This window comes from Erwinia sp. L03-1 (assembly GCF_058686115.1).
The window spans coordinates 679,924-704,432 of the sequence record NZ_CM178762.1 but is presented as its reverse complement, the minus strand read 5'-3'; the positions used below and the strand labels follow the sequence as shown (position 1 = coordinate 704,432).

At 53.8% G+C, this 24,509-nt stretch carries 16 protein-coding genes, 5 tRNA genes, 4 rRNA genes and 1 pseudogene; 6 read left to right on the top strand and 20 right to left on the bottom strand.

All coding sequences use genetic code 11. The features are described 5' to 3' along the window. Window positions 1-44 precede the first annotated feature (44 nt). On the top strand, window positions 45-1,124 hold the full coding sequence (gene mltC / locus AC4PCC_RS03270) for a membrane-bound lytic murein transglycosylase MltC (RefSeq protein ID WP_067708785.1): 1,080 nt from the start codon (window positions 45-47) through the stop codon (window positions 1,122-1,124). A 52-nt stretch (window positions 1,125-1,176) separates the two neighbouring features. On the opposite strand, the gene AC4PCC_RS03265 is transcribed toward mltC, so the two are convergent. Both AC4PCC_RS03265 and AC4PCC_RS03260 read right to left on the bottom strand, forming a co-directional pair. After that, entirely contained in the window at window positions 1,177-2,004 is an 828-nt protein-coding gene (locus AC4PCC_RS03265; RefSeq protein WP_492126385.1) for a phosphoenolpyruvate hydrolase family protein, read from the bottom strand. Between the two features lie 2 nt (window positions 2,005-2,006). Then, entirely contained in the window at window positions 2,007-3,218 is a 1,212-nt protein-coding gene (locus tag AC4PCC_RS03260) for a Tm-1-like ATP-binding domain-containing protein (RefSeq protein ID WP_492127449.1), read from the bottom strand. 280 nt (window positions 3,219-3,498) lie between these two features. On the opposite strand from AC4PCC_RS03260, the gene AC4PCC_RS03255 reads away from it, so the two are divergent. Further along, on the top strand, window positions 3,499-4,149 hold the full coding sequence (locus AC4PCC_RS03255) for a TetR/AcrR family transcriptional regulator (RefSeq protein ID WP_492126384.1): 651 nt from the start codon (window positions 3,499-3,501) through the stop codon (window positions 4,147-4,149). Window positions 4,150-4,189: 40 nt separating this feature from the next. Here AC4PCC_RS03255 and AC4PCC_RS03250 read toward each other — a convergent pair whose 3' ends face one another. The 4 genes from AC4PCC_RS03250 to AC4PCC_RS03235 all read right to left on the bottom strand — a co-directional run bounded on the left by AC4PCC_RS03250 (window position 4,190) and on the right by AC4PCC_RS03235 (window position 9,385). Beyond that, entirely contained in the window at window positions 4,190-6,334 is a 2,145-nt protein-coding gene (locus AC4PCC_RS03250) for an ornithine decarboxylase (protein WP_067708773.1), read from the bottom strand. 608 nt (window positions 6,335-6,942) lie between these two features. Beyond that, the gene (gene puuE, locus AC4PCC_RS03245; protein ID WP_492126383.1) at window positions 6,943-7,896 is read right to left on the bottom strand and encodes an allantoinase PuuE; all 954 of its coding nucleotides are present in this window, start codon (window positions 7,894-7,896) and stop codon (window positions 6,943-6,945) included. A gap of 32 nt (window positions 7,897-7,928) precedes the next feature. Then, window positions 7,929-8,669, bottom strand: coding sequence for an allantoin racemase (gene hpxA / locus AC4PCC_RS03240; protein WP_492126382.1), 741 nt, complete (start codon window positions 8,667-8,669; stop codon window positions 7,929-7,931). Next, entirely contained in the window at window positions 8,669-9,385 is a 717-nt protein-coding gene (locus AC4PCC_RS03235; protein WP_492126381.1) for a GntR family transcriptional regulator, read from the bottom strand. Before AC4PCC_RS03235 ends, hpxA begins: the two co-directional genes overlap by 1 nt. A gap of 145 nt (window positions 9,386-9,530) precedes the next feature. Between AC4PCC_RS03235 and AC4PCC_RS03230 the strand changes: the two genes are divergently transcribed. After that, on the top strand, window positions 9,531-11,027 hold the full coding sequence (locus AC4PCC_RS03230) for an NCS1 family nucleobase:cation symporter-1 (RefSeq protein ID WP_492126380.1): 1,497 nt from the start codon (window positions 9,531-9,533) through the stop codon (window positions 11,025-11,027). 66 nt (window positions 11,028-11,093) lie between these two features. On the opposite strand, the gene AC4PCC_RS03225 is transcribed toward AC4PCC_RS03230, so the two are convergent. Both AC4PCC_RS03225 and dnaQ read right to left on the bottom strand, forming a co-directional pair. Continuing rightward, window positions 11,094-11,170, bottom strand: a tRNA-Asp gene (locus tag AC4PCC_RS03225). Between the two features lie 121 nt (window positions 11,171-11,291). Further along, complete coding sequence (gene dnaQ, locus AC4PCC_RS03220) at window positions 11,292-12,026, bottom strand: DNA polymerase III subunit epsilon (protein WP_067708752.1); 735 nt, start codon at window positions 12,024-12,026, stop codon at window positions 11,292-11,294. Between dnaQ and rnhA the strand changes: the two are divergent. Continuing rightward, window positions 12,019-12,545, top strand: a pseudogene (rnhA, locus tag AC4PCC_RS03215) (ribonuclease HI). The gene dnaQ and the pseudogene rnhA sit on opposite strands and share 8 nt — an antisense overlap. On the opposite strand, the gene AC4PCC_RS03210 reads toward rnhA, so the two are convergent. Then, window positions 12,530-13,267, bottom strand: coding sequence for a class I SAM-dependent methyltransferase (locus tag AC4PCC_RS03210; RefSeq protein ID WP_492126379.1), 738 nt, complete (start codon window positions 13,265-13,267; stop codon window positions 12,530-12,532). The pseudogene rnhA and the gene AC4PCC_RS03210 overlap by 16 nt on opposite strands. Window positions 13,268-13,311: 44 nt before the next feature. On the opposite strand from AC4PCC_RS03210, the gene gloB reads away from it, so the two are divergent. Both gloB and mltD read left to right on the top strand, forming a co-directional pair. Next, window positions 13,312-14,067 (top strand): hydroxyacylglutathione hydrolase, encoded by a 756-nt coding sequence (gloB, locus tag AC4PCC_RS03205; RefSeq protein ID WP_492127448.1) that lies wholly within the window; start codon window positions 13,312-13,314, stop codon window positions 14,065-14,067. A 70-nt stretch (window positions 14,068-14,137) separates the two neighbouring features. Continuing rightward, the gene (gene mltD / locus AC4PCC_RS03200; protein WP_492126378.1) at window positions 14,138-15,514 is read left to right on the top strand and encodes a murein transglycosylase D; all 1,377 of its coding nucleotides are present in this window, start codon (window positions 14,138-14,140) and stop codon (window positions 15,512-15,514) included. A 90-nt stretch (window positions 15,515-15,604) separates the two neighbouring features. Here the strand turns inward: mltD and AC4PCC_RS03195 are convergent, their stop codons facing one another. The 11 genes from AC4PCC_RS03195 to gmhB form a co-directional block, all read right to left on the bottom strand. Next, window positions 15,605-16,369 carry a class I SAM-dependent methyltransferase gene (locus AC4PCC_RS03195; protein ID WP_492126377.1) on the bottom strand — a complete coding sequence of 255 codons (765 nt, stop codon included), beginning with the start codon at window positions 16,367-16,369 and terminating at the stop codon, window positions 15,605-15,607. 77 nt (window positions 16,370-16,446) lie between these two features. Then, window positions 16,447-17,250, bottom strand: coding sequence for an endonuclease/exonuclease/phosphatase family protein (locus AC4PCC_RS03190; protein WP_492126376.1), 804 nt, complete (start codon window positions 17,248-17,250; stop codon window positions 16,447-16,449). A gap of 206 nt (window positions 17,251-17,456) precedes the next feature. Next, window positions 17,457-17,533 (bottom strand) — tRNA-Asp (locus tag AC4PCC_RS03185). Window positions 17,534-17,635: 102 nt separating this feature from the next. Further along, window positions 17,636-17,751, bottom strand: a 5S ribosomal RNA gene (gene rrf, locus AC4PCC_RS03180). Window positions 17,752-17,780: 29 nt separating this feature from the next. Beyond that, a tRNA-Thr gene (locus AC4PCC_RS03175) sits at window positions 17,781-17,856 on the bottom strand. 47 nt (window positions 17,857-17,903) lie between these two features. Further along, window positions 17,904-18,019: ribosomal RNA gene (gene rrf, locus AC4PCC_RS03170) — 5S ribosomal RNA — on the bottom strand. A gap of 296 nt (window positions 18,020-18,315) precedes the next feature. Next, window positions 18,316-21,220: ribosomal RNA gene (locus tag AC4PCC_RS03165) — 23S ribosomal RNA — on the bottom strand. Window positions 21,221-21,539: 319 nt separating this feature from the next. Further along, window positions 21,540-21,615: transfer RNA gene (locus AC4PCC_RS03160), tRNA-Ala, on the bottom strand. Between the two features lie 155 nt (window positions 21,616-21,770). Continuing rightward, window positions 21,771-21,847 (bottom strand) — tRNA-Ile (locus tag AC4PCC_RS03155). Between the two features lie 74 nt (window positions 21,848-21,921). Continuing rightward, window positions 21,922-23,463 (bottom strand): 16S ribosomal RNA (locus AC4PCC_RS03150). The 16S, 23S and 5S rRNA genes sit together here with 4 tRNA genes alongside, the layout of an rRNA operon. A gap of 409 nt (window positions 23,464-23,872) precedes the next feature. Further along, window positions 23,873-24,433, bottom strand: coding sequence for a D-glycero-beta-D-manno-heptose 1,7-bisphosphate 7-phosphatase (gmhB, locus tag AC4PCC_RS03145; protein WP_492126375.1), 561 nt, complete (start codon window positions 24,431-24,433; stop codon window positions 23,873-23,875). Between the last annotated feature and the right edge of the window lie 76 nt (window positions 24,434-24,509).

The following is a 24,509-nucleotide window of genomic DNA, read 5'->3' as shown; positions in this document are numbered from 1 at the left end:
GCCTCAAAGATGAGGCCCTCTCAATTTGGGCGTAGCACGACAAAATGAATAAGAAACTGATCGGCCTGCTGGTGATTGCACCGTTGTTGATTTCCTGCTCCAGCAACAAAAAGCCCATTTTTCATGAAGAATGGGTCAAGGACACGAATGGATTCGATATTTTAATGGGCCAGTTTGCCCATAATATTGAGAATATTTGGGGCATTAACGAGGTACTGATCGCCGGTCCAAAGGACTACGTAAAATACAGCGATCAATATTACACGCGCAGCCATATTAACTTTGACGCGGGTTCCATCACCATCGAGACCATCGCCGGAACCGATCCGATGGCCAGCCTGCGTCAGGCAATTATCACCACGCTTTTGATCGGGGAAGATCCGGGTAACGTCGATCTCTACTCGGATGCGAATGACATCCAGCTCGGTAAAGAGCCGCTGCTCTACGGGCAGGTGCTGGACAACGCCGGGCAGGCCATACGCTGGCAGGGACGCGCAGCCAGCTTCGCCGACTACCTGATCCAGAATAAGCTTCAGCGCCGCACTTCCGGCCTGCACGTGATCTGGTCGGTCACCATCCCGATGGTGCCTAACCATCTGGATAAGCGCGCGCATAAATATCTCCCGCTGGTGCGTGAAGCCGCAGCGAAATATGGCGTCGATCAGTCGCTAATCCTGGCGATCATGCAGATTGAATCGAGCTTCAACCCCTACGCCGTGAGCCACGCTGATGCGCTTGGCCTGATGCAGGTCGTACAGCATACCGCCGGGGTGGACGTGTTCCGCATGAAGGGGAAATGGGGCAAGCCAAGCCGCAGCTACCTGCTGGATCCGGAGAACAATATTGATGCCGGTACGGCCTATCTGTCGCTGCTACAGGGAAGCTATCTGGCAGGCATTAACGATCCTGTCTCGCGGCGCTATGCGGTGATTACCGCTTACAATGGCGGCGCAGGAAGCGTGCTGCGGGTTTTTTCAAGCGACAAAAATCGGGCGTTTAGCACGATTAACAGCATGTCCCCTTCCCAGGTTTATCAGACGCTGGCGACGAATCACCCCTCCGCCGAGTCCCGCCGCTACCTGTATAAGGTCAGCAACGCGCAGAAGGGTTATCACCGCTACTAACATGCGCGGCGGGGTGGTTTGCTCCCGCCGCGTTGTTTCCGGTGCCCGCAGCTTACCGAACCAGCTCTTTGAATTTCCGGGTGGTTTCAGTCAGCGCCACCTCGGTTGGCAGACGTTCCATTGAGCTGGCGCCGTAAAAACCGTCGCACTGCGGGCAGTTTTGCAGAATGTACTGCGCATCCTCCGGCGTGGCGATAGGGCCGCCGTGACACAGCAGGATAACGTCCTGCCTGACCACTTTTGCGGCCTCTGCCCACTGATTAATCAGCGGTACGCAGTCCGCTAAGGTAAAGGCCGTTTCCGCGCCAATATTCCCCCCGGTTGTCAGCCCCATATGGGCAACCACAATGTCGGCTCCTGCCCCGGTCATTGCCCTGGCATCGTCCGCGCTGAAAATATAGGGCGTGGTCAGCATCCCCTTCTGATGCGCAAGACGGATCATCTCCACCTCCAGCCCGTAGCCCATGCCCGTCTCTTCAAGATTAGCGCGGAAGTTACCGTCAATCAGGCCGACGGTGGGGAAGTTCTGTACGCCTGAAAAGCCCAGCGCCTTCAGCTCGTCCAGAAAGCGATCGAACTGACAGAAGGGATCGGTACCGTTCACGCCGGCCAGCACCGGGGTTTTCTTCACCACCGGCAGGACTTCTTTCGCCATGTCGACCACGATCTCATTGGCGTTTCCGTATGCAAGCAGACCCGCCAGCGAACCCCGTCCGGCCATGCGATAACGGCCAGAGTTGTAAATAACGATCAGATCGATGCCACCCGCCTCTTCGCACTTGGCTGATAATCCCGTTCCCGCGCCACCGCCCACTATTGGCTCGCGGCGCGCAATCATATCGTTAAATTTTGTGAGTATTTCCTGTCGTGTAAAAGCCATCCTCAGAACGCCTTTTCAGCGAGGGCGCGAAAATGTTTAACCGCGGCCCGGGCAAATTGTGGATCGTTAATATTCCATGGAAGATGAATTATCCTGCGGCGTTCGGTTTGCAGCAGCTCAGCTTCCAGGGTGGTGGTAAAGGCCAGATCGGCCTCCGGAGACCAGAATGGCTCTCCTTCCCGATCCAGCGCAGAAAACCCGCCTGCCGGGATCAGGAACGTCAGATCGCCCTGACAGCGGTTCAATTTCGCCGCGATCCATTTTGCCATCGCCACGTTTTCCGCAGGCGTGGTACGCATCAGCGTTACCTGGGCGTTATGGTGATAAAAAAGCCGGTCGGCGTATTTCTCTGGCACCGTCGAGGCCGGGCCAAAGTTAACCATATCCAGCGCCCCACAGGACATAACGCAGGGGACACCGGTTTTGATCAGCGCATCAAAACGCGTCGGGGCACACGCCAGTACCCCACCGAATAGCAGATCGCACACTTCAGTCGTGGTCAGATCGAGCAGGCCTGAAAGCATACGGCTGTCGGTCAGTTTTTCCATCGCATTGCCGCCGCTGCCGGTTGCATGGAAAACCAGACAATCATAGTCCGACTCCAGCTCATCACTCACCTGCTGTATACACCCGGTGGTTACGCCGAACATCGTCAGCCCAAGCGCGGGTTTGCCTGCATACTTCTCCTCTTCATCAAACAGCACCGCTCCGGCTATCTGATGGGCGGCATTGCTTAACACCCGACGAGAAATGCGGTTCAGCCCCGCCACATCGGTGACCGAATAGAGCATGCTGATGTCGCTGGATCCGATATAGCCAGAGATATCGCCGGACGCCATGGTGGAGACCATCACTTTAGGCACCCCCACAGGCAAAGATTGCATCGCCGGCGTGATTAATGCCGTTCCTCCCGATCCTCCCAGGCCAATAACGCCCAGCAGATCGCTGCGCTTGCTGAGAAAACGCGTAAATGCCAGTGCCATTGCGTCAATTGCTTTTCCCCGATCGCCGCAGAAAACGGCATCCCGGCCATCGGGATGAAAATCAGCAATCAGCTCCGGTGGGAAATCAGCGGTCGACGGGGCCTGGCCGGTTTGCGTCGACAAATCTACCGTAACCACTTTAACACCGGTTTTAGCCACGGCCCTGCTGACGTAAAACAGTTCCCTTCCTTTAGTATCTGCCGTCGCGACGGCATAGACAAAACCTGATATTTTATTCATAGTCGTAACAACACCCTGTTATCACTTCAATTAAAGACTTGATTAGACGACAATTTAACGCAAAAAACCACTAAGATATGCTCATTTTCGACGCCATGAGATAACAGTATCACTTAAATCAATGGTAAATCAATTGAATGGAATGTGCGTCTCACCAAGATGTTAGCTAAACTACTAACGGGCCTGCGCTTTGGGTCAGGTGGGAGATGACGTCGTTACCCGGCACGTCTCTTGTCAATTGCTTGAATAACAAGCAGAATTAACCGTAAATATGAGGTTTTTTGTGGAGCAAAGGGATCCCGCTGGTGTTAAGTCATTGACCGCCACACGTGCCAGAACGCGTCGCTTATTGATCGAAACAGCCATGAGAATGTTCGACAACGGCGCATTTCCATCCATTACGGAAGTGGCGCAGGAGGCCCAGCTCTCTCGCGCGACCGCCTATCGTTATTTTCCGACGCAGAGTGCGCTGGTTTCCGCCATCGTCACTGAAACCCTGAGTCCGATGAAAAGCTGGCGTCCCACGCGTACGGAAGCCAGCGAGCGTATTGATGAATTGCTGACCTTCGCCTTTCCTCGGATGTTACAGCATGAAGGAACGCTGCGCGCGGCCCTGCATCTTTCACTGACGCAGTGGGCACAGTCACAGTCATTCAGCAAGCCTGGCAAGGAGAAGCTGGTCAGGGGGAATCGCAAGGCGCTATTGGCACACGTGGTCGAACCCCTTAACGACGAACTGCCACCCGAGATGGTGGAGCGCGTGATTCAGGCGCTGTCGCTGGTTTACGGATCGGAGATCTTTCTGGTGATGAAGGATATCTGGGGCTGCGATGATAAGCAGCTGGAGGACATTGGCAAATGGATTGCCAAAGCTATTGTCCGCCAGGCACGCGAAGAATCCGGCACGCTGGCGGCCTCTTAACGCGTAACAGGAGCCGGTAAAGCCGGCTCCTGTTAACACGTCAGGCGTTTATCATATAGCCATAAAGATGTTTAATGCCCTGCTCGTCCGCTTCGGCATACACCCCCTGTAGCTCGGGCGAAAAGCCCGGCAGCAGATTCAGCCCCTCCTGTAGCGCCAGGAAGTAACGCTGTACCGCCCCGCCCCACACTTCGCCCGGAACGACACACAGCACCCCCGGGGGATAAGGGAGTGCGCCTTCTGCGGCGATTCGTCCTGCGGCCTGAGCAATCGGCACCAGCTCAACGTTGCCGCGAATAAACTCTCTGTTGGCATCCTGCGGATTCATTACCACCTTCGGCAGGCTCTCCTGGCGGAACATCGCTTTCTGCAGGTCCTTCACCTCATAGCTGACGTACAGTTCGTGCATCTCCTGACACAGACGACGCAGCGTATACCCTTCATAGCGGGCGGCATTTTTACGGTAGATGGTCGGCAGTACATCCCGCAGCAGCGCATCCTCTCTGATATGCTGTTCAAACTGCACCAGTTTTGAAACCAGCCGCGCCATTTTCTCGCGGCTCTCCGCCGGGGTGAGCAGAAACAGAATCGAATTGAGATCGCATTTTTCCGGCACCACGCCGTTCTCACGCAGATAGTTTGCCAAAATGGTGGCGGGAATACCGAAGGCGGCGTAGCGCCCGCTGGCGGCGTCAATCCCCGGCGTGGTGAGCAGCAGCTTACAGGGATCCACCAGATACTGATCTTTCTCATACCCCATAAACCCATGCCAGGCGGCGCGCGGGGCAAAGCTAAAATAGCGCACGTCTTTAGCGATGGTTTCCGTCGGTGCATCCTGCCAGGGCCGCCCATCCACTTCGTCAGGAATAAAGGGCTTTATCATCTCGCAGCTGGCGAGTATCGCCTTTCGCGCCTCAATCCCCAGCGTCACGCATTCGTGCCATAACCGACGCCCGGCTTCACCCTGATGCATTTTAGCGTTGATATCCAGCGCCGCAAACAGTGGGTAAAACGGGCTGGTGGAGGCATGAAGCATAAAGGCATTATTCAGGCGTTTATGGCTGCAAAAGCGCTGCTGCCCGCGAATATGATTATCTTTTTTATGGATCTGTGAGGTCTGAGAAAAGCCCGCCTGCTGTTTATGCACGGACTGAGTGACAAAGATGCCGGGGTCGTTTTCGTTCAGTTCAAGCAGCAGCGGTGAACAGGCCGCCATGACCGGAATAAACTGCTCATAACCTACCCAGGCTGAGTCGAAAAGGATGTAGTCACACAGGTGGCCAATGCTGTCGATCACCTTCCGGGCGTTGTAGACGGTGCCGTCATAGGTGCCCAGCTGGATCACCGCAAGGCGGAACGGACGCGCATCATTTTCCCGCTCCGGCGCAGCCTCTTTGATCTGTCTGCGCAGGTAGTCTTCACTGAAGCAGTGCGCATCGATACCGCCAATAAAGCCAAATGGATTGCGGGCCGTTTCCAGATACACCGGTGTCGCCCCGGCCTGAATCAGCGCACCATGATGGTTCGATTTGTGATTATTACGATCGAACAGCACTAAATCGCCCCGGGTCAGCAGCGCATTGGTCACCACTTTATTGGCGCTGGAGGTACCGTTTAATACGAAGTAGGTTTTGTCCGCGTTAAAAACGCGGGCGGCAAATTTCTGCGCATGCTTGGCCGACCCTTCGTGGATCAGCAGGTCGCCGAGCTTCACATCGGCGTTGCACATATCGGCGCGGAAGAGATTTTCGCCGAAGAAATCATAGAACTGGCGTCCTGCCGGGTGTTTTTTGAAGAATGCGCCGCCCTGATGGCCAGGGCAGGCAAAGGTGGTGTTATCCATCGCGACATACTTGGTCAGCGTCTGGAAAAAAGGCGGCAGCAGTCGTGCCTGATAATCCGCGGCGGCCGCCTCCAGCAGCGACGCATCGGTGTCCGCCCCGGTAAGCAGGCCGGTTACTTCGGGCAGATCCTGCGCCTGTCCGGCATCATCCAGCGCAATAAATACCGGCAGGTTAAAGCCGGTAAGCTTAAGCAGCTTCAGCACGCCGCTGCGCGAATCGGAAACGGAGACGACCACCGCAGCCACATCGGTAAAGTCAGTATTATCCAGGGTGACGACTTCGCGTCCGGTCTGGAGGTGGATAGCCACAGTCGTGCTGGCTGCAATTTTCAGTGGTGTCATAACACAAATCCCCGGCGGTCAAGGATGAGTGGGTGCCAGAGGCACAGCAATAGGAAAAGGCAAAGACCTTCACCCGGCGGAAATGTCAGGTCGGTTATCAGCAGAACGGATCCCGCTTCGACCAACAGACATCAGTAAAATCAGGTCACGCCTGTTTTTACTGATGGCCGTAGTCAAGCGTACGAAAGCTTCACCGCATGGTGAGCGATGTGTTCAATGAGTTGTGGCTAACGGAGCGGCACGCACATGATGCTGAAAGAGGTGGTGTGATGCCGGTATTCAGCATAAAACCTTTCATGGCAGGGCCTCAGGAGAAGATGGTGATGGCTAACAGAGTATAGGGTAATGATGGCACTTTTCGTTTACGGGTTCAAGCAATGGGGTGAATTTCCCGCCTGATGAGGATCCATGCAACCTGTTGAATTATTTATATTTTAATGAATGTTAAGAATAAATATCTTTCTATTAGCCTTATTTATGCAATTTAACTGCAACTGTATGCAGTCTGCGTCGTTTACACCCCGGATCCAGACGGAACCGGGGAAAGTATCAACAGGAATCATTCAGAGGTCGCGCATTGTTGGGCAGCGTCGCCAGGCGGCGGCCAGTCAGGGCTGAGGGTGCGTGGTTATCCAGTGTTCGGCAATCTGCTGCCGGGTACAAATCCACACCCTTTCATGCTGCTGGATATAGTCCAGGAAACGCTGTAGCGCTTTGAAGCGCCCGGGCCGCCCCAGCAGGCGACAGTGCATACCGATGGAGAGCATCTTCGGTGATGTTTCACCCTCTTCATAAAGAACGTCAAAGCTGTCCTTAAGATAGGTATAGAACTGTTCCGCCGTATTGAATCCCTGCGGCGTGGCAAAACGCATATCATTGGTTTCCAGGGTATAGGGAATGACCAGATGGGGTTTTACAGTACCATCCTGACAGGTGACCTGAGTCCAGAATGGCAGATCGTCCCCGTAATAATCACTATCGTAGGTAAAACAGCCCTGCTCGACCACCAGCCTGCGCGTATTGGGGCTGTCACGACCGGTGTACCAGCCGGTGGGCGCTTTGCCAAACAGATCGGTCAGCGTATCGACCGCCTGTTGCATATGCTGGCGTTCGGTTTTGGCATCCATCGCCTGATAATGGATCCAGCGCCAGCCATGACTTACCACGTCGTAATCCGCCTCCCTGATGGCTTCTACAATTTCAGGGTGTCGCGCCAGCGCCATCGCCACGCCGAATACCGTCAGCGGAAGGCCGCGCTTTTGGAACTCATGATGGATGCGCCAGAAACCCACGCGTGAGCCATATTCGTAAAGTGAGTCCATCGACATATGGCGCTCAGGATAGCTCGCTGCACCGATAATATCCGAGAGAAACTGCTCGGAACCGGTGTCGCCGTGCAGTACGTTGTTTTCCGCGCCTTCTTCGTAGTTCAGCACAAACTGTACGGCGATCTTTGCCTGATCCGGCCAGGCCGCATGCGGAGGATGGCCCGCATAGCCGCGCAGGTCGCGAGGATAGTTTTTATTAAAACCGTACTCTTTTTTATCGCTGACATCACTCATAGTCGGAGTCCTGTTATCGGGCTGACGTAAAACTAGTTTAGATGCTGAAACTGACCCGACAGGTTTTTCTGAACCGGATAGTCTAAATCACCGTGTTTGCTGGTGGAGAGTCCCAGTGCCACCAGCGATTCCACCATTTTTACGGCTGCGCTGACGCCGTCGATAACCGGTATCCCCAGTTCACGCGTTAGCGCCTGCGCGAGGTTGCTCATGCCGCCGCAGCCCAGCACAATGGCACCGCTACCGTCCTGCTGCATCGCCTGTATACAACGTTCACGCACCTTTTCCTGCGCGAGCCCGCTGCCATCCTCAAGCGTGAGCACCGGCAGATCGATGGCGTGCACCGCGCTACAGTGATGCTCAAAACCGTACTGACGCAGCAAATGTCGCGCGATGATGACGGTTCTCGGCAACGTCGTCACAATTGAAAAACGCGTGGCGATAAGCGTTGCCATATGCATCGACGCTTCGGCAATACCCACCACGGGTCCGCTTGCCAGCTCTCGGGCGGCCAGCAGTCCCGGATCGCCAAAACAGGCAATCACGTGCCCCGAAACCCCCTGTTCGCGACCTGCCTTGATCTGCTCAAGCACCCCAATAGCCGCAACGGCTTCGTCAAAATGCCCCTCAATAGAAGGCACGCCCTGCGAGGGGCAGACCGCGACAATCGTAGTCTCAGGAGCCGCGACGGCCCTTGCAGCCTGAGCGATGGTGTGGGTCATGGCTGCGCTGGTATTAGGGTTAATCACCTGGATAATCTGCTGTGCCGCCATTATTTCTCCCCTTTCGCTGAGAATATTTTGGCGAAATCCAGTGTCGCTTCGCCTGCGGGTGCAAAGCGCAGACTGGCCAGAATATGTGCAAAGTGCTGCTGTAATGCGTCAGTAAGGGGAGCCAGCGCTTTTTTTCTCATCAGCTCAATCAGCCGATCGTGATCGTCGCAGCGGCACCCCTGCTGCCAGGGCGCACCCCAGGCAGCGATAACCAGCGAAGATCGCTGAGTAAGGCGGGTGACCATGTCGGTCAGTACCTGATTTCCGGAAATAGCCTGTAGCTTAATATGAAAGTCAGCGGAAAGACGAATAGCGGCCGGGCCGTCGCGATCCTTATGTGCCTGCTGTTCAGCATGGTTGATCTTCTCCAGCGCCACCAGATGCGTTGACTGACAGCGCTCCACTACCTCCGGCAGATTGGCACACTCAATAAGGGATCGCGTATGCAGAATCTCCTTCGCTTCCTCCGCCGAGGGTAAGGCGACCTGTGCACCACGCCGGGGCGTCAGTACAATCATTTGCACTGCCGCAAGGCGCTGGAGCACCTGACGGATGCCGGTACGGCTGACGCCAAAAACCTCTGAAAGTGCCTCTTCCGGCAGTTTGCTTCCCGGCGGCAGCTGATGCTCAACCATCGCTGACATCAGCGCCTGATAGATAAATTCATCCTTATCCTGCTGCTCCGGGGCTGTTTCAAGGCCGCTGTCACTCTTCATTAACCACTCCACCCGATATCAAATAGTGCGAATTATCGTACACACTCATTTAAATTATTGTATACAAAAATCACCTTTGGCCCGAAAGCTGCAACGTCCTCTTCATTCCGAATACATGCAGAGCGAAATAAGAGGAGCAGCTTTCATGCCAATAACCCATCAGAGCGCGACTAACACATCCGGCGCGGCAGATCAGGCGCATTACAGTCCACGCCTGTGTAACGAAGACCTGGCACCTACCCGCGATCAAAACTGGAGCTGGTACAATATCTTTTCTTTCTGGATGTCGGATGTGCACAGCATGGGAGGCTACGTCGTGGCCGCCAGCTTCTTTACGCTCGGTCTGGCAAGCTGGCAGGTGCTGCTATGCCTGCTGGTGGGGATTTGTATTGTGCAGATTTTTGCTAACCTGGTGGCCCGCCCCAGCCAGATGGCAGGCGTGCCCTATGCGGTCATTTGTCGACAGGCATTCGGCGTCTTCGGCGCAAATATTCCGGCAGTGATCCGCGGGCTGATCGCCTTCGCCTGGTATGGGATCCAGACCTGGCTGGCGGCTAATGCCCTGATGCTGATTACGCTTAAGTTCTGGCCCGCGCTGGCACCGCTAACCCATACCGCCTGGCTGGGCCTTTCCACGCTGGGCTGGTGCTGCTTCGGCATTATGTGGGTCGCTCAGGCCCTGGTCTTCTGGCACGGTATGAGCGCCATTAAGCGCTTTATTGATATCGCGGGGCCTGCGGTCTATGTCGTTATGCTGTCGTTAGCAGGATGGATTGTATACAAGACCGGCTTTAGCGGCATTACGCTGACGCTCGCGAGTAAGCAGCTTTCGGCGGGTGAGCAGGTATGGCAGATGATTACCGCCAGCGCGCTGGTCGTTTCCTATTTCTCCGGCCCGCTGCTGAATTTTGGTGATTTCTCTCGTTACGGCAAAAGTATGGGTGAGATCCGTCGGGGTAACCGCTGGGGCCTGCCGTTTAATTTCCTGCTGTTCTCCGTGGTCACCGTGGTTATCGTCTCCGGCACCCAGTCGCTGTTTGGCCGCATGATCACCGATCCCATCGAAACCGTCAGCCGGGTGGGGAGCGATTTAGCCGTCGCGATAGGGCTGCTAACGATGATTACCGCCACCATTGGTATTAACATTGTCGCTAACTTTGTCTCGCCCGCTTTCGATTTCTCCAATTGCTCCCCGCAAAAAATCAGCTTCCGCACCGGTGGGATGATCGCGGCGGTAGGCTCTGTGCTACTCACGCCGTGGAACCTTTTCCAGTCACCGGAGCTTATCCACTATACGCTGGACGTGCTGGGCGCTTTCATCGGCCCGCTGTTTGGTATTCTGCTCTGTGATTTCTATATCATTAAGCGCGGAGAGATTTCTGTAGATGATCTGTTTGATGACTCACCCGGAGGAAAGTACTGGTATCGCGGCGGGTTTAATCCGAAAGCCATTGCGGCACTGATACCCTCCGTGCTGATTGGTCTGGCAATTGGCTTTACGCCGGGGCTGCACGAAGTGGCAAACTTTAGCTGGTTTATTGGCGCACTGCTGTCAGGCGGGTGCTATCGCTGGCTGGCGCGCGAAGATCGTGTAGCACAGGCTGAGGGGTTTTCCGGCCGGGTTGCCGTCGGTAAGAAGTAACAGAATAACGGGCGGTTATAAACGACGAAAGCCTGATTCATTACTGAATCAGGCTTTCTGGATACTTGGCGGAACGGACGGGGCTCGAACCCGCGACCCCCTGCGTGACAGGCAGGTATTCTAACCAACTGAACTACCGCTCCGCGCTTTGTTCCCCGTCGGGAACGGAGCGAATATTACGGTGAGGCGCTGCGGTCGTCAACGCTTTTTCTACCGGCCTGCCACCAACTGCGCGTTTTTCACACATAATCTCTTCTGCACGCGTCAGGCCCGCCAGAGACAGCTTCCGCCTTTCTTCATAACCAAATCAAGACGCGATTCATGGGCGGCGATCTCTTCGTCCGTCGCCGCCACGACCCGCAGCCCGGAAGCAGGACGCGCGATACGGTGGATGGTGTCGCCACTGGCCTGCTGCTGACGCTCTCCTTCCATTGAGAAAGTCAGCGACGTCTGGCCGCCTGTCATGGTCAGAAAGACTTCGGCGAGGATTTCGGCGTCCAGCAGCGCGCCGTGAAGCGTTCGTCGGGTGTTGTCTATTTCATAGCGTGAACAGAGGGCATCAAGGCTGTTTCGCTTCCCGGGAAACAGCTTGCGCGCCATTGCCAGGCTGTCCGTGACCTTACAGAAGGTGCTGGTCTTCGGGATATCCCGGCCAAGCTTTGAAAACTCATAGTCCATAAAGCCGATATCAAACGAGGCGTTATGGATGACCAGCTCCGCGCCGTCGATATAGGCGAGAAACTCATCCGCAATATCCGCAAACGCAGGTTTATCAGCGAGAAATTCATCCGCAATCCCGTGGACGCCAAATGCCTCAGGATCGACCAGCCGGTCCGGCTTGAGGTAAACATGATAGTTATTGCCGGTCAGACGGCGGTTTACTACCTCAACGGCACCGATTTCAATGATGCGATGCCCTTCGTAGTGCACCCCAATCATGTTCATACCGGTGGTTTCAGTATCGAGAACGATCTGACGCGTTGTATTTACTGTGCTCATAGGACCCGTTTATGTCAGACTTAGCATTTTTCAGTAGGGAGTCTACCAGAGATGCCTAAGCAGGTAGAAATTTTCACCGATGGGTCGTGCCTGGGCAACCCCGGCCCGGGTGGTTATGGCGCTATTTTACGCTACGGTAAGCACGAAAAAACCTTCAGCTCAGGATATTTTTTAACCACCAATAACCGCATGGAGTTGATGGCCGCAATCGTCGCGCTTGAAGCCCTCAGCGAGCAGTGTGAAGTGGTGCTGAGCACCGACAGTCAGTATGTTCGCCAGGGGATCACCAGTTGGATCCATAACTGGAAAAAGCGTGGCTGGAAAACCACGGATAAAAAGCCGGTCAAAAACGTCGATCTGTGGAAAAGGCTCGACGCCGCGTTAAGCCATCACCAGATTAAATGGGAATGGGTTAAGGGCCACGCCGGTCATGTTGAAAATGAGCGCTGTGACGAACTGGCGCGTGCGGCAGCCGGTAGTCCGGCCTTCGAAGATATTGGCTATCAGTCTGGATCCTGATCGCGATGCCGCGAGTGGAACTGGCGGGTTGCGCCGACAGCGGCACTGATGCGCCTTGCTGCTGCGGCCTTTTTCGCCGGGTTCAGGATCAGGGGAAAGGTACGCTTGCGCGCCACAATAATGCTCAAACAGCCCAGCGCAGGAAAATGCGTACTGATGGTCTTTCCTCCCTGGCGGTTCCATGGCAGTACCTGGAACCGCGTCCGCTGGACCACTTCATAATTAAGCAGGCTTAGCCAGTCCATCAGCCGCATCTGGGTAAACATGCGACTGTTCCAGGGAATGCGGCGGCCCAGGCCGGGAACAAGTTTCCCAATGCCCAGCACGCTGAATGGGTTAAAGCCGCTGATAATTATCCAGCCATCGTCAATCAGTACCCTGTCCACCTCCCGCAGAACGCGGTGCGGATCGCTACTCCATGCCAGGCAGTGGGCCAGCAGGCAGGCATCCACGGATTTCGATTCAAACGGCAGGCTCATCGGATCGGCCTGCACCTGCAACCGCTCACCATACAGTCCGACATTTACCTGATGGGATATCGCGCAGTGGCTGGTTTCGATTTCTGCGCTGAGATCGCCCACTTTTAGCAAATGGAAGCCGTAAATCCGCGCAAGACAGGGCTGGAGGTGTGACGTGAGCGCATCACGATAAAATTCTCCCCATGGCATTTCCGCCCAGGAGTGTGGCGCATGACGAATTTGGCGTGTTTTAGCAGGCTTCATGCTTTACCATCTTCTTTCCATTTCGGCCATTAAACGAGGCGATGATGAATCTTACCAGCATTCCGGCATTTCAGGACAACTACATCTGGTCATTAAGTAACGAAGAAGGACAGTGTCTGATTGTGGATCCAGGCGAAGCGGCACCGGTACTGGCGGCGCTGGAAAAAAACAGTTGGCAGCCGGTCGCCATTCTTTTAACTCATCATCACCATGACCACGTTGGCGGCGTAAAAGAACTTCTTAAAAAATACCCCGATCTGCCGGTTTATGGCCCAGAGGAAACACGCGATAAAGGGGCAAATGTGCTGGTTGGAGAGGGTGATAAGGTCGCTATTTTGGGCTGCGAATTTAGTGTTTATCATACGCCGGGCCATACTTTAGGACATATCTCATATTTCAGTCACCCTTACCTTTTCTGTGGGGACACGCTCTTTTCCGGCGGCTGCGGGAGGCTGTTCGAAGGCACACCCAGGCAGATGTATGAATCTTTTCAGAAACTTAACAAGCTCCCCGAAGATACACTAATATGTTGCGCGCATGAGTATACTTTATCGAATATGAAGTTTGCCCATGCCGTTTTACATCAGGATGTTGAAATAGATCGGTATTACCAGCAAATTAAGGAGTTACGAGCGAAAAACAGGGTTACCTTGCCCGTAACGCTGGCTAATGAGAGGAAAATAAATATTTTTCTACGCACTCAAGATGTTGATTTAAAAAGAACTCTTGGTTATGAAACATCTCCACAACATGAATGGCAGGTTTTTGCGACTCTACGCGAGAAGAAAGACAATTTTTGATTTTCGGGTTGTATTGGTTTAGCCATGCACGTATAGTTGCTCGTCTTTTAAGCGACAAATTGACACACACATGAAGGCTATAGCGATATTTTTCGCCTCGGTCTTGCTGGTGGGGTGCCAGGCGTCACAACATGACGCCAACGTACCGGAGCAGCATGCACAGAGTTTGTCTTCAGCGGGTCAAAATGATAATTCAAATGATGCAGATCGACTTTTATCACCGCGCTGGCAGGACGATGGGACCCGCCTTACGCAAGATCAGGATCTATGGAATTTCATTGGCGACGAGCTGAAGATGAAGGTTCCGGATAATCCCCGGATACGCGAACAAAAACAAAAATACTTAAGAAACAAGAGCTATCTCCACGATGTAACATTACGGGCAGAGCCGTATATGTACTGGATTGTCGAGCAGATTAAGCAACGTAAAATGCCGATGGAACTGGTACTACTACCCATAGTGGAGAGCGCTTTTGATCCCCATGCAACTTCAACTGCTAATGCCGCGGGCATCTGGCAGATAGTACCGCAGACGGGGCGTAACTACGGTCTGAAGCAGACACAGTGGTATGATGGACGACGTGACGTCGTGGCTTCAACCAAAGTGGCGCTGGATATGATGGAGCGGATGAACCGCATGTTTGGCGGCGACTGGTTACTGACCATTGCCGCTTATAACAGTGGTGAAGGTCGCGTTTTGAAGGCGATGAAAGCCAATAAATCTCGCGGAAAGCCAACGGATTTCTGGTCTCTTTCTCTGCCCAGGGAAACGACGATCTACGTGCCTAAAATGCTGGCGCTTGGCGAGTTGCTCAAGAACAATAAGCGGTACGGTATCCAGTTACCGAAGCCGAACGAAACGCGGGCTCTGGCACGGGTCGACGTTGGGCAGCCGATAGAGCTGACGCAGGCGGCCGAAATGGCTGGCATGTCACTCAGTAAGTTAAAAAGCTTTAACGCGGGTTATAAGCGCAGTAGTACGGGACCTACCGGCCCCCACTACATTATGGTGCCAAAATCGAATGTGGCGCAGCTGCGTAACTCTCTGGCAACCGGCGACATTGCCGCTGTTCAGAACGTTGCGCTGGCGAGCAATACCACTACAGCGTCGTACAAAGTTCGCAGTGGCGATACCCTGTCGGGTATTGCAAAGCGCCTGAACGTGTCGATGGCGGACTTACAGCGTGCTAATAACATCCGTGGCGGCAACATTAAGCCGGGACAAACGCTAAGCCTGGGCAGCAGCGGAAACGCAGCTAAACTGGCCGATAATGGCAACAGCATCACCTATCAGGTTCGCAAAGGTGATTCTCTGGCCAGCATTGCAAAGCGCCATGGCGTTGAAATGCAGGATGTGATGCGCTGGAATAGCAGCGGCAGTAAGAACATTCAGCCCGGCGATAAGCTGACGCTGTTTGTTAATAACAGCGCCACGCCTGACAGCTAAGCTCACTCAACAATAAAAAAAGCCAATCTGATGATTGGCTTTTTTTATTCCTGCTCCCTGGCTCCAGATTCCAGGTCCCTGCCCTTTGAACTACAGCTTCACTGCCTCGATAAAGAGAGTATCAGTGCTGAAGCTTCCATCTGGCTTCAGCGCGTAATAGCGCTGCACATCTTCAGAAGCCGATTGCTGATAAGCGCGGATGGCTTCAATCATCAACGGCGGCGTGCGCATCCGTTCTGTCCAGCTTGAAAACTCAAGCTCCAGTCGGTCATGGCTAACTGCTGTGATAGCAAGGCCAGCCTCGGTGAACATCGTGAGCCACTCCCCCGGCGCGTAATCCCGCACATGAGACGTATCGCGCAGGGCCTCAACGGTTTGCAGCCAGATATCCAGTACGGCGTTTCCCGGCGCGCTGACGTCCATAAAGATCACCTTCCCGCCAGGCTTGAGTACGCGCTTCACTTCGCGCATTGCGCTTCCTACGTCGTGCCAGTGATGTGCAGAGTAACGACTGATGACAATATCAAACTGTTCATCCTTAAAGGGGAGCTGTTCTGCATACCCCCACTGAGTGGTTAAGTTCGTTAAGCCCTGCTCCTTCGCTGACTCATTTACCACCGCAAGCATTTTTTCTGAGAGGTCATAAGCAACCACGCTCGAAACATGCCGGGCTGCCGCATAGCTCGCATGCCCACCGCCACAGCCCAGATCAAGCACTGAGGCATCTTTCTCAGCAGACAAACGTTCCCCAAGCCCGATCAGATCGCTACCGCTCACGTGTACAGCACTTGTCAGATAAGCGCTGGCCTGGTCGCCAAATTGCTTTTCAACGTGATCGTGATGATGTTTTGCCATGACGCGAATTTCCTTTTTATTGTTGAAATGACGGGCAGAATGTGGAAGTGCCTGCCCTGATAGCAGGCAGAACATGCTTATAGAAGCACAGGCCTGCTGGGAGTGAATTCAACGAGTAGCGGATTGTGATCGGAGGCGCGGGTAACCAGCACGGTGGCTTCAGTCACTCTCATGTCGCGGTAAAATACGAAGTCTAATGGCCGACCAAAGGCTTTGCGTCGGTGATCGTCAGTAAAACTGACCTCTTTCAGCCCCATGTCCCTGGCGAAATTATACAATGCGTAAATACGCTGACGGCTCCAGGCATTAAAATCACCCGCCATGATGACAGGACCCTTATGGTGGATGATTTGTTCACCTATCGGGCCCAGCTGCTTGCTGTAGACATCAACACCTAAGCTGAAGTTAACAGCATGAATATTCACCACCATTAGCATTTGCTCATCGGGCAATGGGTAAGCGGTAACCAACGCGGACTTTGATAAGCGGAGTAAAGGTTCACGTTCACGCAGTGGGCAGCAGTAGACCGCATGCGCTGATGCCAGCGTCATGACGCCCGATGGATGCTGCGGCAGAGAAAAGGCGGGGACCTGATCGGCAGCCAGGTAATTGCTTGTAGCAAAACGCACCAGTTCGGGGGTGGTCTGAGCCTCCTGCAAAAGTACAAGGTGAGCATCTTTACCGAAATTCTGCAGAACCGAAAGCCAGTCAGCGCGCTGCTGCTTAAAGATATTCCATACCAGTACGCGCAGCGAAGAGTCTGCGGTCAAAGGGGCTCCGGGCGGTAATGCCTTTCCGACGTGCAGCATGGCACCAGGCGGGAATATACGCTCCGCTGGCTGCCCTGCTACATATCTCATGGCATAGGTCTTTTTACGCACGCTACCCGCCTGGTTTTAATGACTGCTAAATAATATATGCCGTAATGATGTTATAAGGGCTTTAGGGCTTAGTTTCAATCGGAGCATGCTAATAAGACTGGATTGTCAGTAAACAAATATTGATGAGAAGCCACTGTCTGTCTTGTGATGGCTTTTTTCACATACAAAAAAACCCTGAGTCAGATGACTCAGGGTCTAATGATAAGTGGCGGAACGGACGGGGCTCGAACCCGCGACCCCCTGCGTGACAGGCAGGTATTCTAACCAACTGAACTACCGCTCCACCGATTCTGTACTGAATCCAGAATGTTGCTTCTGGTATCAGGTGTTTCACCCATTCCGTGTCACCGGAGTGGTCATGACCAGCGTACTGGTCTAAATTGATGCCTGGCAGTTCCCTACTCTCGCATGGGGAGACCCCACACTACCATCGGCGCTACGGCGTTTCACTTCTGAGTTCGGCATGGGGTCAGGTGGGACCACCGCGCTAAAGCCGCCAGGCAAATTCTTTTACCGCACTTGCGTATAACTGGTGCTGATACCCAGAGTCGAACTGGGGACCTCACCCTTACCAAGGGTGCGCTCTACCAACTGAGCCATATCAGCACGCTTATTACTTAATAAAGAACCTTGTTCTTTATCTCTAATTTGATGCCTGGCAGTTCCCTACTCTCGCATGGGGAGACCCCACACTACCATCGGCGCTACGGCGTTTCACTTCTGAGTTCGGCATGGGGTCAGGTGGGACCACCGCGCTACAGCCGCCAGGCAAATCTTGGTGCACGGAACGAATATTTTGCGCTGCTGCACTGGCCGCACCTGCAAACTCAGTCACATACTTCAGTATGCTCCTTCCTTCGCTGCGTTTGCCGCACTGCTTCAGCACAAACTCTTTCGTTCCCGCTAATCTTTTAAATCACACTCCGCGGAATAAGGTCCGCAGGGCAGATAAAATCTCCTGCTCTGTCCCGCATGCGTAATATGCAGAACAGCTTAATTCTTTCCGGATAAGCTGAAAATTGTCTTTCTGTCTCTCAACGCTCACCAGAACGCTTCTGGTGTTGTAAGGTTAAGCCTCACGGGTCATTAGTACCGGTTAGCTCAACGCATCGCTGCGCTTACACACCCGGCCTATCAACGTCGTAGTCTTCAACGTCCCTTCAGGACCCTTAAAGGGTCAGGGAAGATTCATCTCGAGGCAAGTTTCGCGCTTAGATGCTTTCAGCGCTTATCTTTTCCGCACTTAGCTACCGGGCAATGCCATTGGCATGACAACCCGAACACCAGTGGTGCGTTCACTCCGGTCCTCTCGTACTAGGAGCAACCCCTCTCAATCTTCCAGCGCCCACGGCAGATAGGGACCGAACTGTCTCACGACGTTCTAAACCCAGCTCGCGTACCACTTTAAACGGCGAACAGCCGTACCCTTGGGACCTACTTCAGCCCCAGGATGTGATGAGCCGACATCGAGGTGCCAAACACCGCCGTCGATATGAACTCTTGGGCGGTATCAGCCTGTTATCCCCGGAGTACCTTTTATCCGTTGAGCGATGGCCCTTCCATTCAGAACCACCGGATCACTATGACCTGCTTTCGCACCTGCCCGAGCCGTCACTCTCGCAGTCAAGCCAGCTTATGCCATTGCACTAACCTCACGATGTCCGACCGTGATTAGCTGACCTTCGTGCTCCTCCGTTACTCTTTAGGAGGAGACCGCCCCAGTCAAACTACCCACCAGACACTGTCCCCACGCCAGATTATGGCGCCAGGTTAGAACATCAAACGTTAAAGGGTGGTATTTCAAGGTTGGCTCCACGCAGACTGGCGTCCACGCTTCAAAGCCTCCCACCTATCCTACACATCAAGGCTCAATGTTCAGTGTCAAGCTGTAGTAAAGGTTCACGGGGTCTTTCCGTCTTGCCGCGGGTACACTGCATCTTCACAGCGAGTTCAATTTCACTGAGTCTCGGGTGGAGACAGCCTGGCCATCATTACGCCATTCGTGCAGGTCGGAACTTACCCGACAAGGAATTTCGCTACCTTAGGACCGTTATAGTTACGGCCGCCGTTTACCGGGGCTTCGATCAGGAGCTTCTCTTGCGATAACCCCATCAATTAACCTTCCGGCACCGGGCAGGCGTCACACCGTATACGTCCACTTTCGTGTTTGCACAGTGCTGTGTTTTTAATAAACAGTTGCAGCCAGCTGGTATCTTCGACTGGCTTCAGCTCCGCGAGCAAGTCGCTTCACCTACGCACCAGCGTGCCTTCTCCCGAAGTTACGGCACCATTTTGCCTAGTTCCTTCACCCGAGTTCTCTCAAGCGCCTTGGTATTCTCTACCTGACCACCTGTGTCGGTTTGGGGTACGATTCGTTGTTACCTGATGCTTAGAGGCTTTTCCTGGAAGCAGGGCATTTGTTACTTCAGCACCGTGGTGCCTCGTCATCACGCCTCAGCCTTAAGGCATTCCGGATTTACCTGGAACACCAGCCTACACGCTTAAACCGGGACAACCGTCGCCCGGCTAACATAGCCTTCTCCGTCCCCCCTTCGCAGTAACACCGAGTACAGGAATATTAACCTGTTTCCCATCGACTACGCCTTTCGGCCTCGCCTTAGGGGTCGACTCACCCTGCCCCGATTAACGTTGGACAGGAACCCTTGGTCTTCCGGCGAGCGGGCTTTTCACCCGCTTTATCGTTACTCATGTCAGCATTCGCACTTCTGATACCTCCAGCAGACCTCACAGTCCACCTTCAACGGCTTACAGAACGCTCCCCTACCCAACAACACCTAAGTGTCGCTGCCGCAGCTTCGGTGCATGGTTTAGCCCCGTTACATCTTCCGCGCAGGCCGACTCGACCAGTGAGCTATTACGCTTTCTTTAAATGATGGCTGCTTCTAAGCCAACATCCTGGCTGTCTGTGCCTTCCCACATCGTTTCCCACTTAACCATGACTTTGGGACCTTAGCTGGCGGTCTGGGTTGTTTCCCTCTTCACGACGGACGTTAGCACCCGCCGTGTGTCTCCCGTGATAACATTCTCCGGTATTCGCAGTTTGCATCGGGTTGGTAAGCCGGGATGGCCCCCTAGCCGAAACAGTGCTCTACCCCCGGAGATGAGTTCACGAGGCGCTACCTAAATAGCTTTCGGGGAGAACCAGCTATCTCCCGGTTTGATTGGCCTTTCACCCCCAGCCACAGGTCATCCGCTAATTTTTCAACATTAGTCGGTTCGGTCCTCCAGTTAGTGTTACCCAACCTTCAACCTGCCCATGGCTAGATCACCGGGTTTCGGGTCTATACCCTGCAACTTAACGCCCAGTTAAGACTCGGTTTCCCTGCGGCTCCCCTATACGGTTAACCTTGCTACAGAATATAAGTCGCTGACCCATTATACAAAAGGTACGCAGTCACACCACGAAGGTGCTCCCACTGCTTGTACGTACACGGTTTCAGGTTCTGTTTCACTCCCCTCGCCGGGGTTCTTTTCGCCTTTCCCTCACGGTACTGGTTCACTATCGGTCAGTCAGGAGTATTTAGCCTTGGAGGATGGTCCCCCCATATTCAGACAGGATATCACGTGTCCCGCCCTACTCTTCGAACTCACAGCAAATGCATCTTTGTGTACGGGAGTGTCACCCTGTACCCTGCGACTTTCCAGACGCTTCCACTGATGCACAAACTGATTCAGGTTCTGGGCTCCTCCCCGTTCGCTCGCCGCTACTGGGGGAATCTCGGTTGATTTCTTTTCCTCGGGGTACTTAGATGTTTCAGTTCCCCCGGTTCGCCTCGCAACACTATGTATTCATGTTGCGATAGTGTGTCGAAACACACTGGGTTTCCCCATTCGGGTATCGCCGGTTGTTGCGGTTCATATCACCTTACCGGCGCTTATCGCAGATTAGCACGCCCTTCATCGCCTCTGACTGCCAGGGCATCCACCGTGTACGCTTAGTCACTTAACCTCACAACCCAGAAGATTCTGGCTGCGTGACCCGTCTGAACTGCGGCGTTGCTCCGGTGCTCGCAACTGCTCATGGACATGAAGTCCACTGCGCGTTGCTGTGCGCCGGGCGCCCTGCATTTCAGCCGTTCACTCAGCCCTCAGCTTTCTGAGGAGTAAGCATTTGAGAGACCCGACCATATCGTGTTATTTCATTCTTATTACGGAGAATGAAAACGATACGTCGTTTCAATTTTCAGCTTGTTCCGGATTATTAAAGAGCATAATACTTCGCAGCACACCGTTGCCGGTACGCTCTGAAGTATTGTCAGAAAACTGCATGGTGGAGCTAAGCGGGATCGAACCGCTGACCTCCTGCGTGCAAGGCAGGCGCTCTCCCAGCTGAGCTATAGCCCCATACAGTTACTGCAGAGACCTTCCACTACCACTCAACGTGAGTTCACCTGTCGCTGTGAGGCGGCAAATGTTAATTTTTGCTCAGGCAGGCCGTGCGAATGGGAAGTTTACCTGAGGTAAACCACCGCGCGCATAACGCAGCATGAGTGAAAATTTGGTAGGCCTGAGTGGACTTGAACCACCGACCTCACCCTTATCAGGGGTGCGCTCTAACCACCTGAGCTACAAGCCTGTAGAGGTTTTTCTGCTCGTTACTTTTTCATCAGACAATCTGTTGTGGACACTACGCGGGAAAGTATCTTCAGGTAAGGAGGTGATCCAACCGCAGGTTCCCCTACGGTTACCTTGTTACGACTTCACCCCAGTCATGAATCACAAAGTGGTAAGCGCCCTCCCGAAGGTTAAGCTACCTACTTCTTTTGCAACCCACTCCCATGGTGTGACGGGCGGTGTGTACAAGGCCCGGGAACGTATTCACCGTGGCATTCTGATCCACGATTACTAGCGATTCCGACTTCACGGAGTCGAGTTGCAGACTCCGATCCGGACTACGACGCACTTTGTGAGGTCCGCTTGCTCTCGCGAGGTCGCTTCTCTTTGTATGCGCCATTGTAGCACGTGTGTAGCCCTGCTCGTAAGGGCCATGATGACTTGACGTCATCCCCACCTTCCTCCGGTTTATCACCGGCAGTCTCCTTTGAGTTCCCGACCGAATCGCTGGCAACAAAGGATAAGGGTTGCGCTCGTTGCGGGACTTAACCCAACATTTCACAACACGAGCTGACGACAGCCATGCAGCACCTGTCTCACGGTTCCCGAAGGCACTAAGGCATCTCTGCCAAATTCCGTGGATGTCAAGAGCAGGTAAGGTTCTTCGCGTTGCATCGAATTAAACCACATGCTCCACCGCTTGTGCGGGCCCCCGTCAATTCATTTGAGTTTTAACCTTGCGGCCGTACTCCCCAGGCGGTCGACTTAACGCGTTAGCTCCGGAAGCCACTCCTCAAGGGAACAACCTCCAAGTCGACATCGTTTACGGCGTGGACTACCAGGGTATCTAATCCTGTTTGCTCCCCACGCTTTCGCACCTGAGCGTCAGTCTTTGTCCAGGGGGCCGCCTTCGCCACCGGTATTCCTCCAGATCTCTACGCATTTCACCGCTACACCTGGAATTCTACCCCCCTCTACAAGACTCTAGCCTGCCAGTTTCGAATGCAGTTCCCGGGTTGAGCCCGGGGATTTCACATCCGACTTGACAGACCGCCTGCGTGCGCTTTACGCCCAGTAATTCCGATTAACGCTTGCACCCTCCGTATTACCGCGGCTGCTGGCACGGAGTTAGCCGGTGCTTCTTCTGCGGGTAACGTCAATGAACGAGGTTATTAACCTCACTCCCTTCCTCCCCGCTGAAAGTACTTTACAACCCGAAGGCCTTCTTCATACACGCGGCATGGCTGCATCAGGCTTGCGCCCATTGTGCAATATTCCCCACTGCTGCCTCCCGTAGGAGTCTGGACCGTGTCTCAGTTCCAGTGTGGCTGGTCATCCTCTCAGACCAGCTAGGGATCGTCGCCTTGGTGAGCCATTACCTCACCAACAAGCTAATCCCATCTGGGCACATCCGATGGTGTGAGGCCCGAAGGTCCCCCACTTTGGTCCGTAGACGTTATGCGGTATTAGCTACCGTTTCCAGTAGTTATCCCCCTCCATCGGGCAGTTTCCCAGACATTACTCACCCGTCCGCCACTCGTCACCCAAAGAGCAAGCTCTCCTGTGCTACCGTTCGACTTGCATGTGTTAGGCCTGCCGCCAGCGTTCAATCTGAGCCATGATCAAACTCTTCAATTTAAAAGTTCGATTTGCTTCAACAAGTGAAGCGATGCTCAAGTGTAAAACGTCATAATGAATTTCATTATGTGTTCACTCTTAAGACTTGATATTTTTTGCGCCTTGCGGCGCTGATATCAATCCTGCGAGTGCCCACACAGATTGTCTGATAAATTGTTAAAGAGCGTTGCGGCTGGCGCCTTGGCGGCCTGCTGCGAGGTGGCGTATATTACGCTTTCCTCCTTCAGAGTCAACTTCTTTTTGGGAAGTTTTTCTCCGGCGGTTCAGCTTCCTGACCCTCTCAACCCGGCGGCCTGTAAGCCGTTGTTCCGTGTCGATGGAGGCGCATTATAGGGATGCGCCCGGGGAAGGCAAGTATAAAAATGAAGTTTTTTACCGTTCGCTGAAAGTTCGTGCAGAACGCTGCTTTTTAGCCCTGTTTAATGCGTGCAGGCAGGTCTGCAAGGCTGTTTATGACCCAGTCTGCTGCATTTTCACCCTCTTCCGTCACTGGCTTACCGCTACGCACTAAAACCTTTTTACCCACGCCTGCCGCTTTTCCTGCCAGCATGTCCTCAGGTTTGTCGCCTACCATATAAGAAGCGGCCATATCGATGTGGAGTTCCTGCTGAGCGGACAGCAGCATGCCGGGGTGTGGCTTCCGACAGTCGCACTGCTGGCGATACTCTTCTACTACCGCGTCCGGGAGATGCGGACAGAAGTAGATGCCATCTAAATCGACTTCACGATCGGCCAGCGACCAGTCCATCCATTCGGTGAGCTGCATAAAGGTATTTTCATTAAAGATACCCCGCGCAATACCGGACTGGTTAGTTACCATCACCAGCGCAAAACCCATTTTCTTAAGTTCACGCATTGCGTCGATCGCGCCATCAATAAACTGAAAGTTGTCGATTTCATGCACGTAACCATGATCGACATTCATTGTGCCGTCGCGATCGAGAAATATTGCGGGTACGGTATTAGCCACCGGAAGCTCCTGTAATTACCTGTTGCGTTGGGGCATATCATATCCCTGCGCCCGTAACAGAACCAGTAGAGTAATG

Bases quoted from the DNA above. Each gene is read 5' to 3' on its own strand.
- mltC (WP_067708785.1), top strand. From the start codon at position 45: ATGAATAAGAAACTGATCGGCCTGCTGGTGATTGCACCGTTGTTGATT.
- AC4PCC_RS03265 (WP_492126385.1), bottom strand. From the start codon at position 2,004: ATGGCTTTTACACGACAGGAAATACTCACAAAATTTAACGATATGATT.
- AC4PCC_RS03255 (WP_492126384.1), top strand. From the start codon at position 3,499: ATGAGGTTTTTTGTGGAGCAAAGGGATCCCGCTGGTGTTAAGTCATTG.
- AC4PCC_RS03250 (WP_067708773.1), bottom strand. From the start codon at position 6,334: ATGACACCACTGAAAATTGCAGCCAGCACGACTGTGGCTATCCACCTC.
- puuE (WP_492126383.1), bottom strand. From the start codon at position 7,896: ATGAGTGATGTCAGCGATAAAAAAGAGTACGGTTTTAATAAAAACTAT.
- hpxA (WP_492126382.1), bottom strand. From the start codon at position 8,669: ATGGCGGCACAGCAGATTATCCAGGTGATTAACCCTAATACCAGCGCA.
- AC4PCC_RS03235 (WP_492126381.1), bottom strand. From the start codon at position 9,385: ATGAAGAGTGACAGCGGCCTTGAAACAGCCCCGGAGCAGCAGGATAAG.
- AC4PCC_RS03230 (WP_492126380.1), top strand. From the start codon at position 9,531: ATGCCAATAACCCATCAGAGCGCGACTAACACATCCGGCGCGGCAGAT.
- dnaQ (WP_067708752.1), bottom strand. From the start codon at position 12,026: ATGAGCACAGTAAATACAACGCGTCAGATCGTTCTCGATACTGAAACC.
- AC4PCC_RS03210 (WP_492126379.1), bottom strand. From the start codon at position 13,267: ATGAAGCCTGCTAAAACACGCCAAATTCGTCATGCGCCACACTCCTGG.
- gloB (WP_492127448.1), top strand. From the start codon at position 13,312: ATGAATCTTACCAGCATTCCGGCATTTCAGGACAACTACATCTGGTCA.
- mltD (WP_492126378.1), top strand. From the start codon at position 14,138: ATGAAGGCTATAGCGATATTTTTCGCCTCGGTCTTGCTGGTGGGGTGC.
- AC4PCC_RS03195 (WP_492126377.1), bottom strand. From the start codon at position 16,369: ATGGCAAAACATCATCACGATCACGTTGAAAAGCAATTTGGCGACCAG.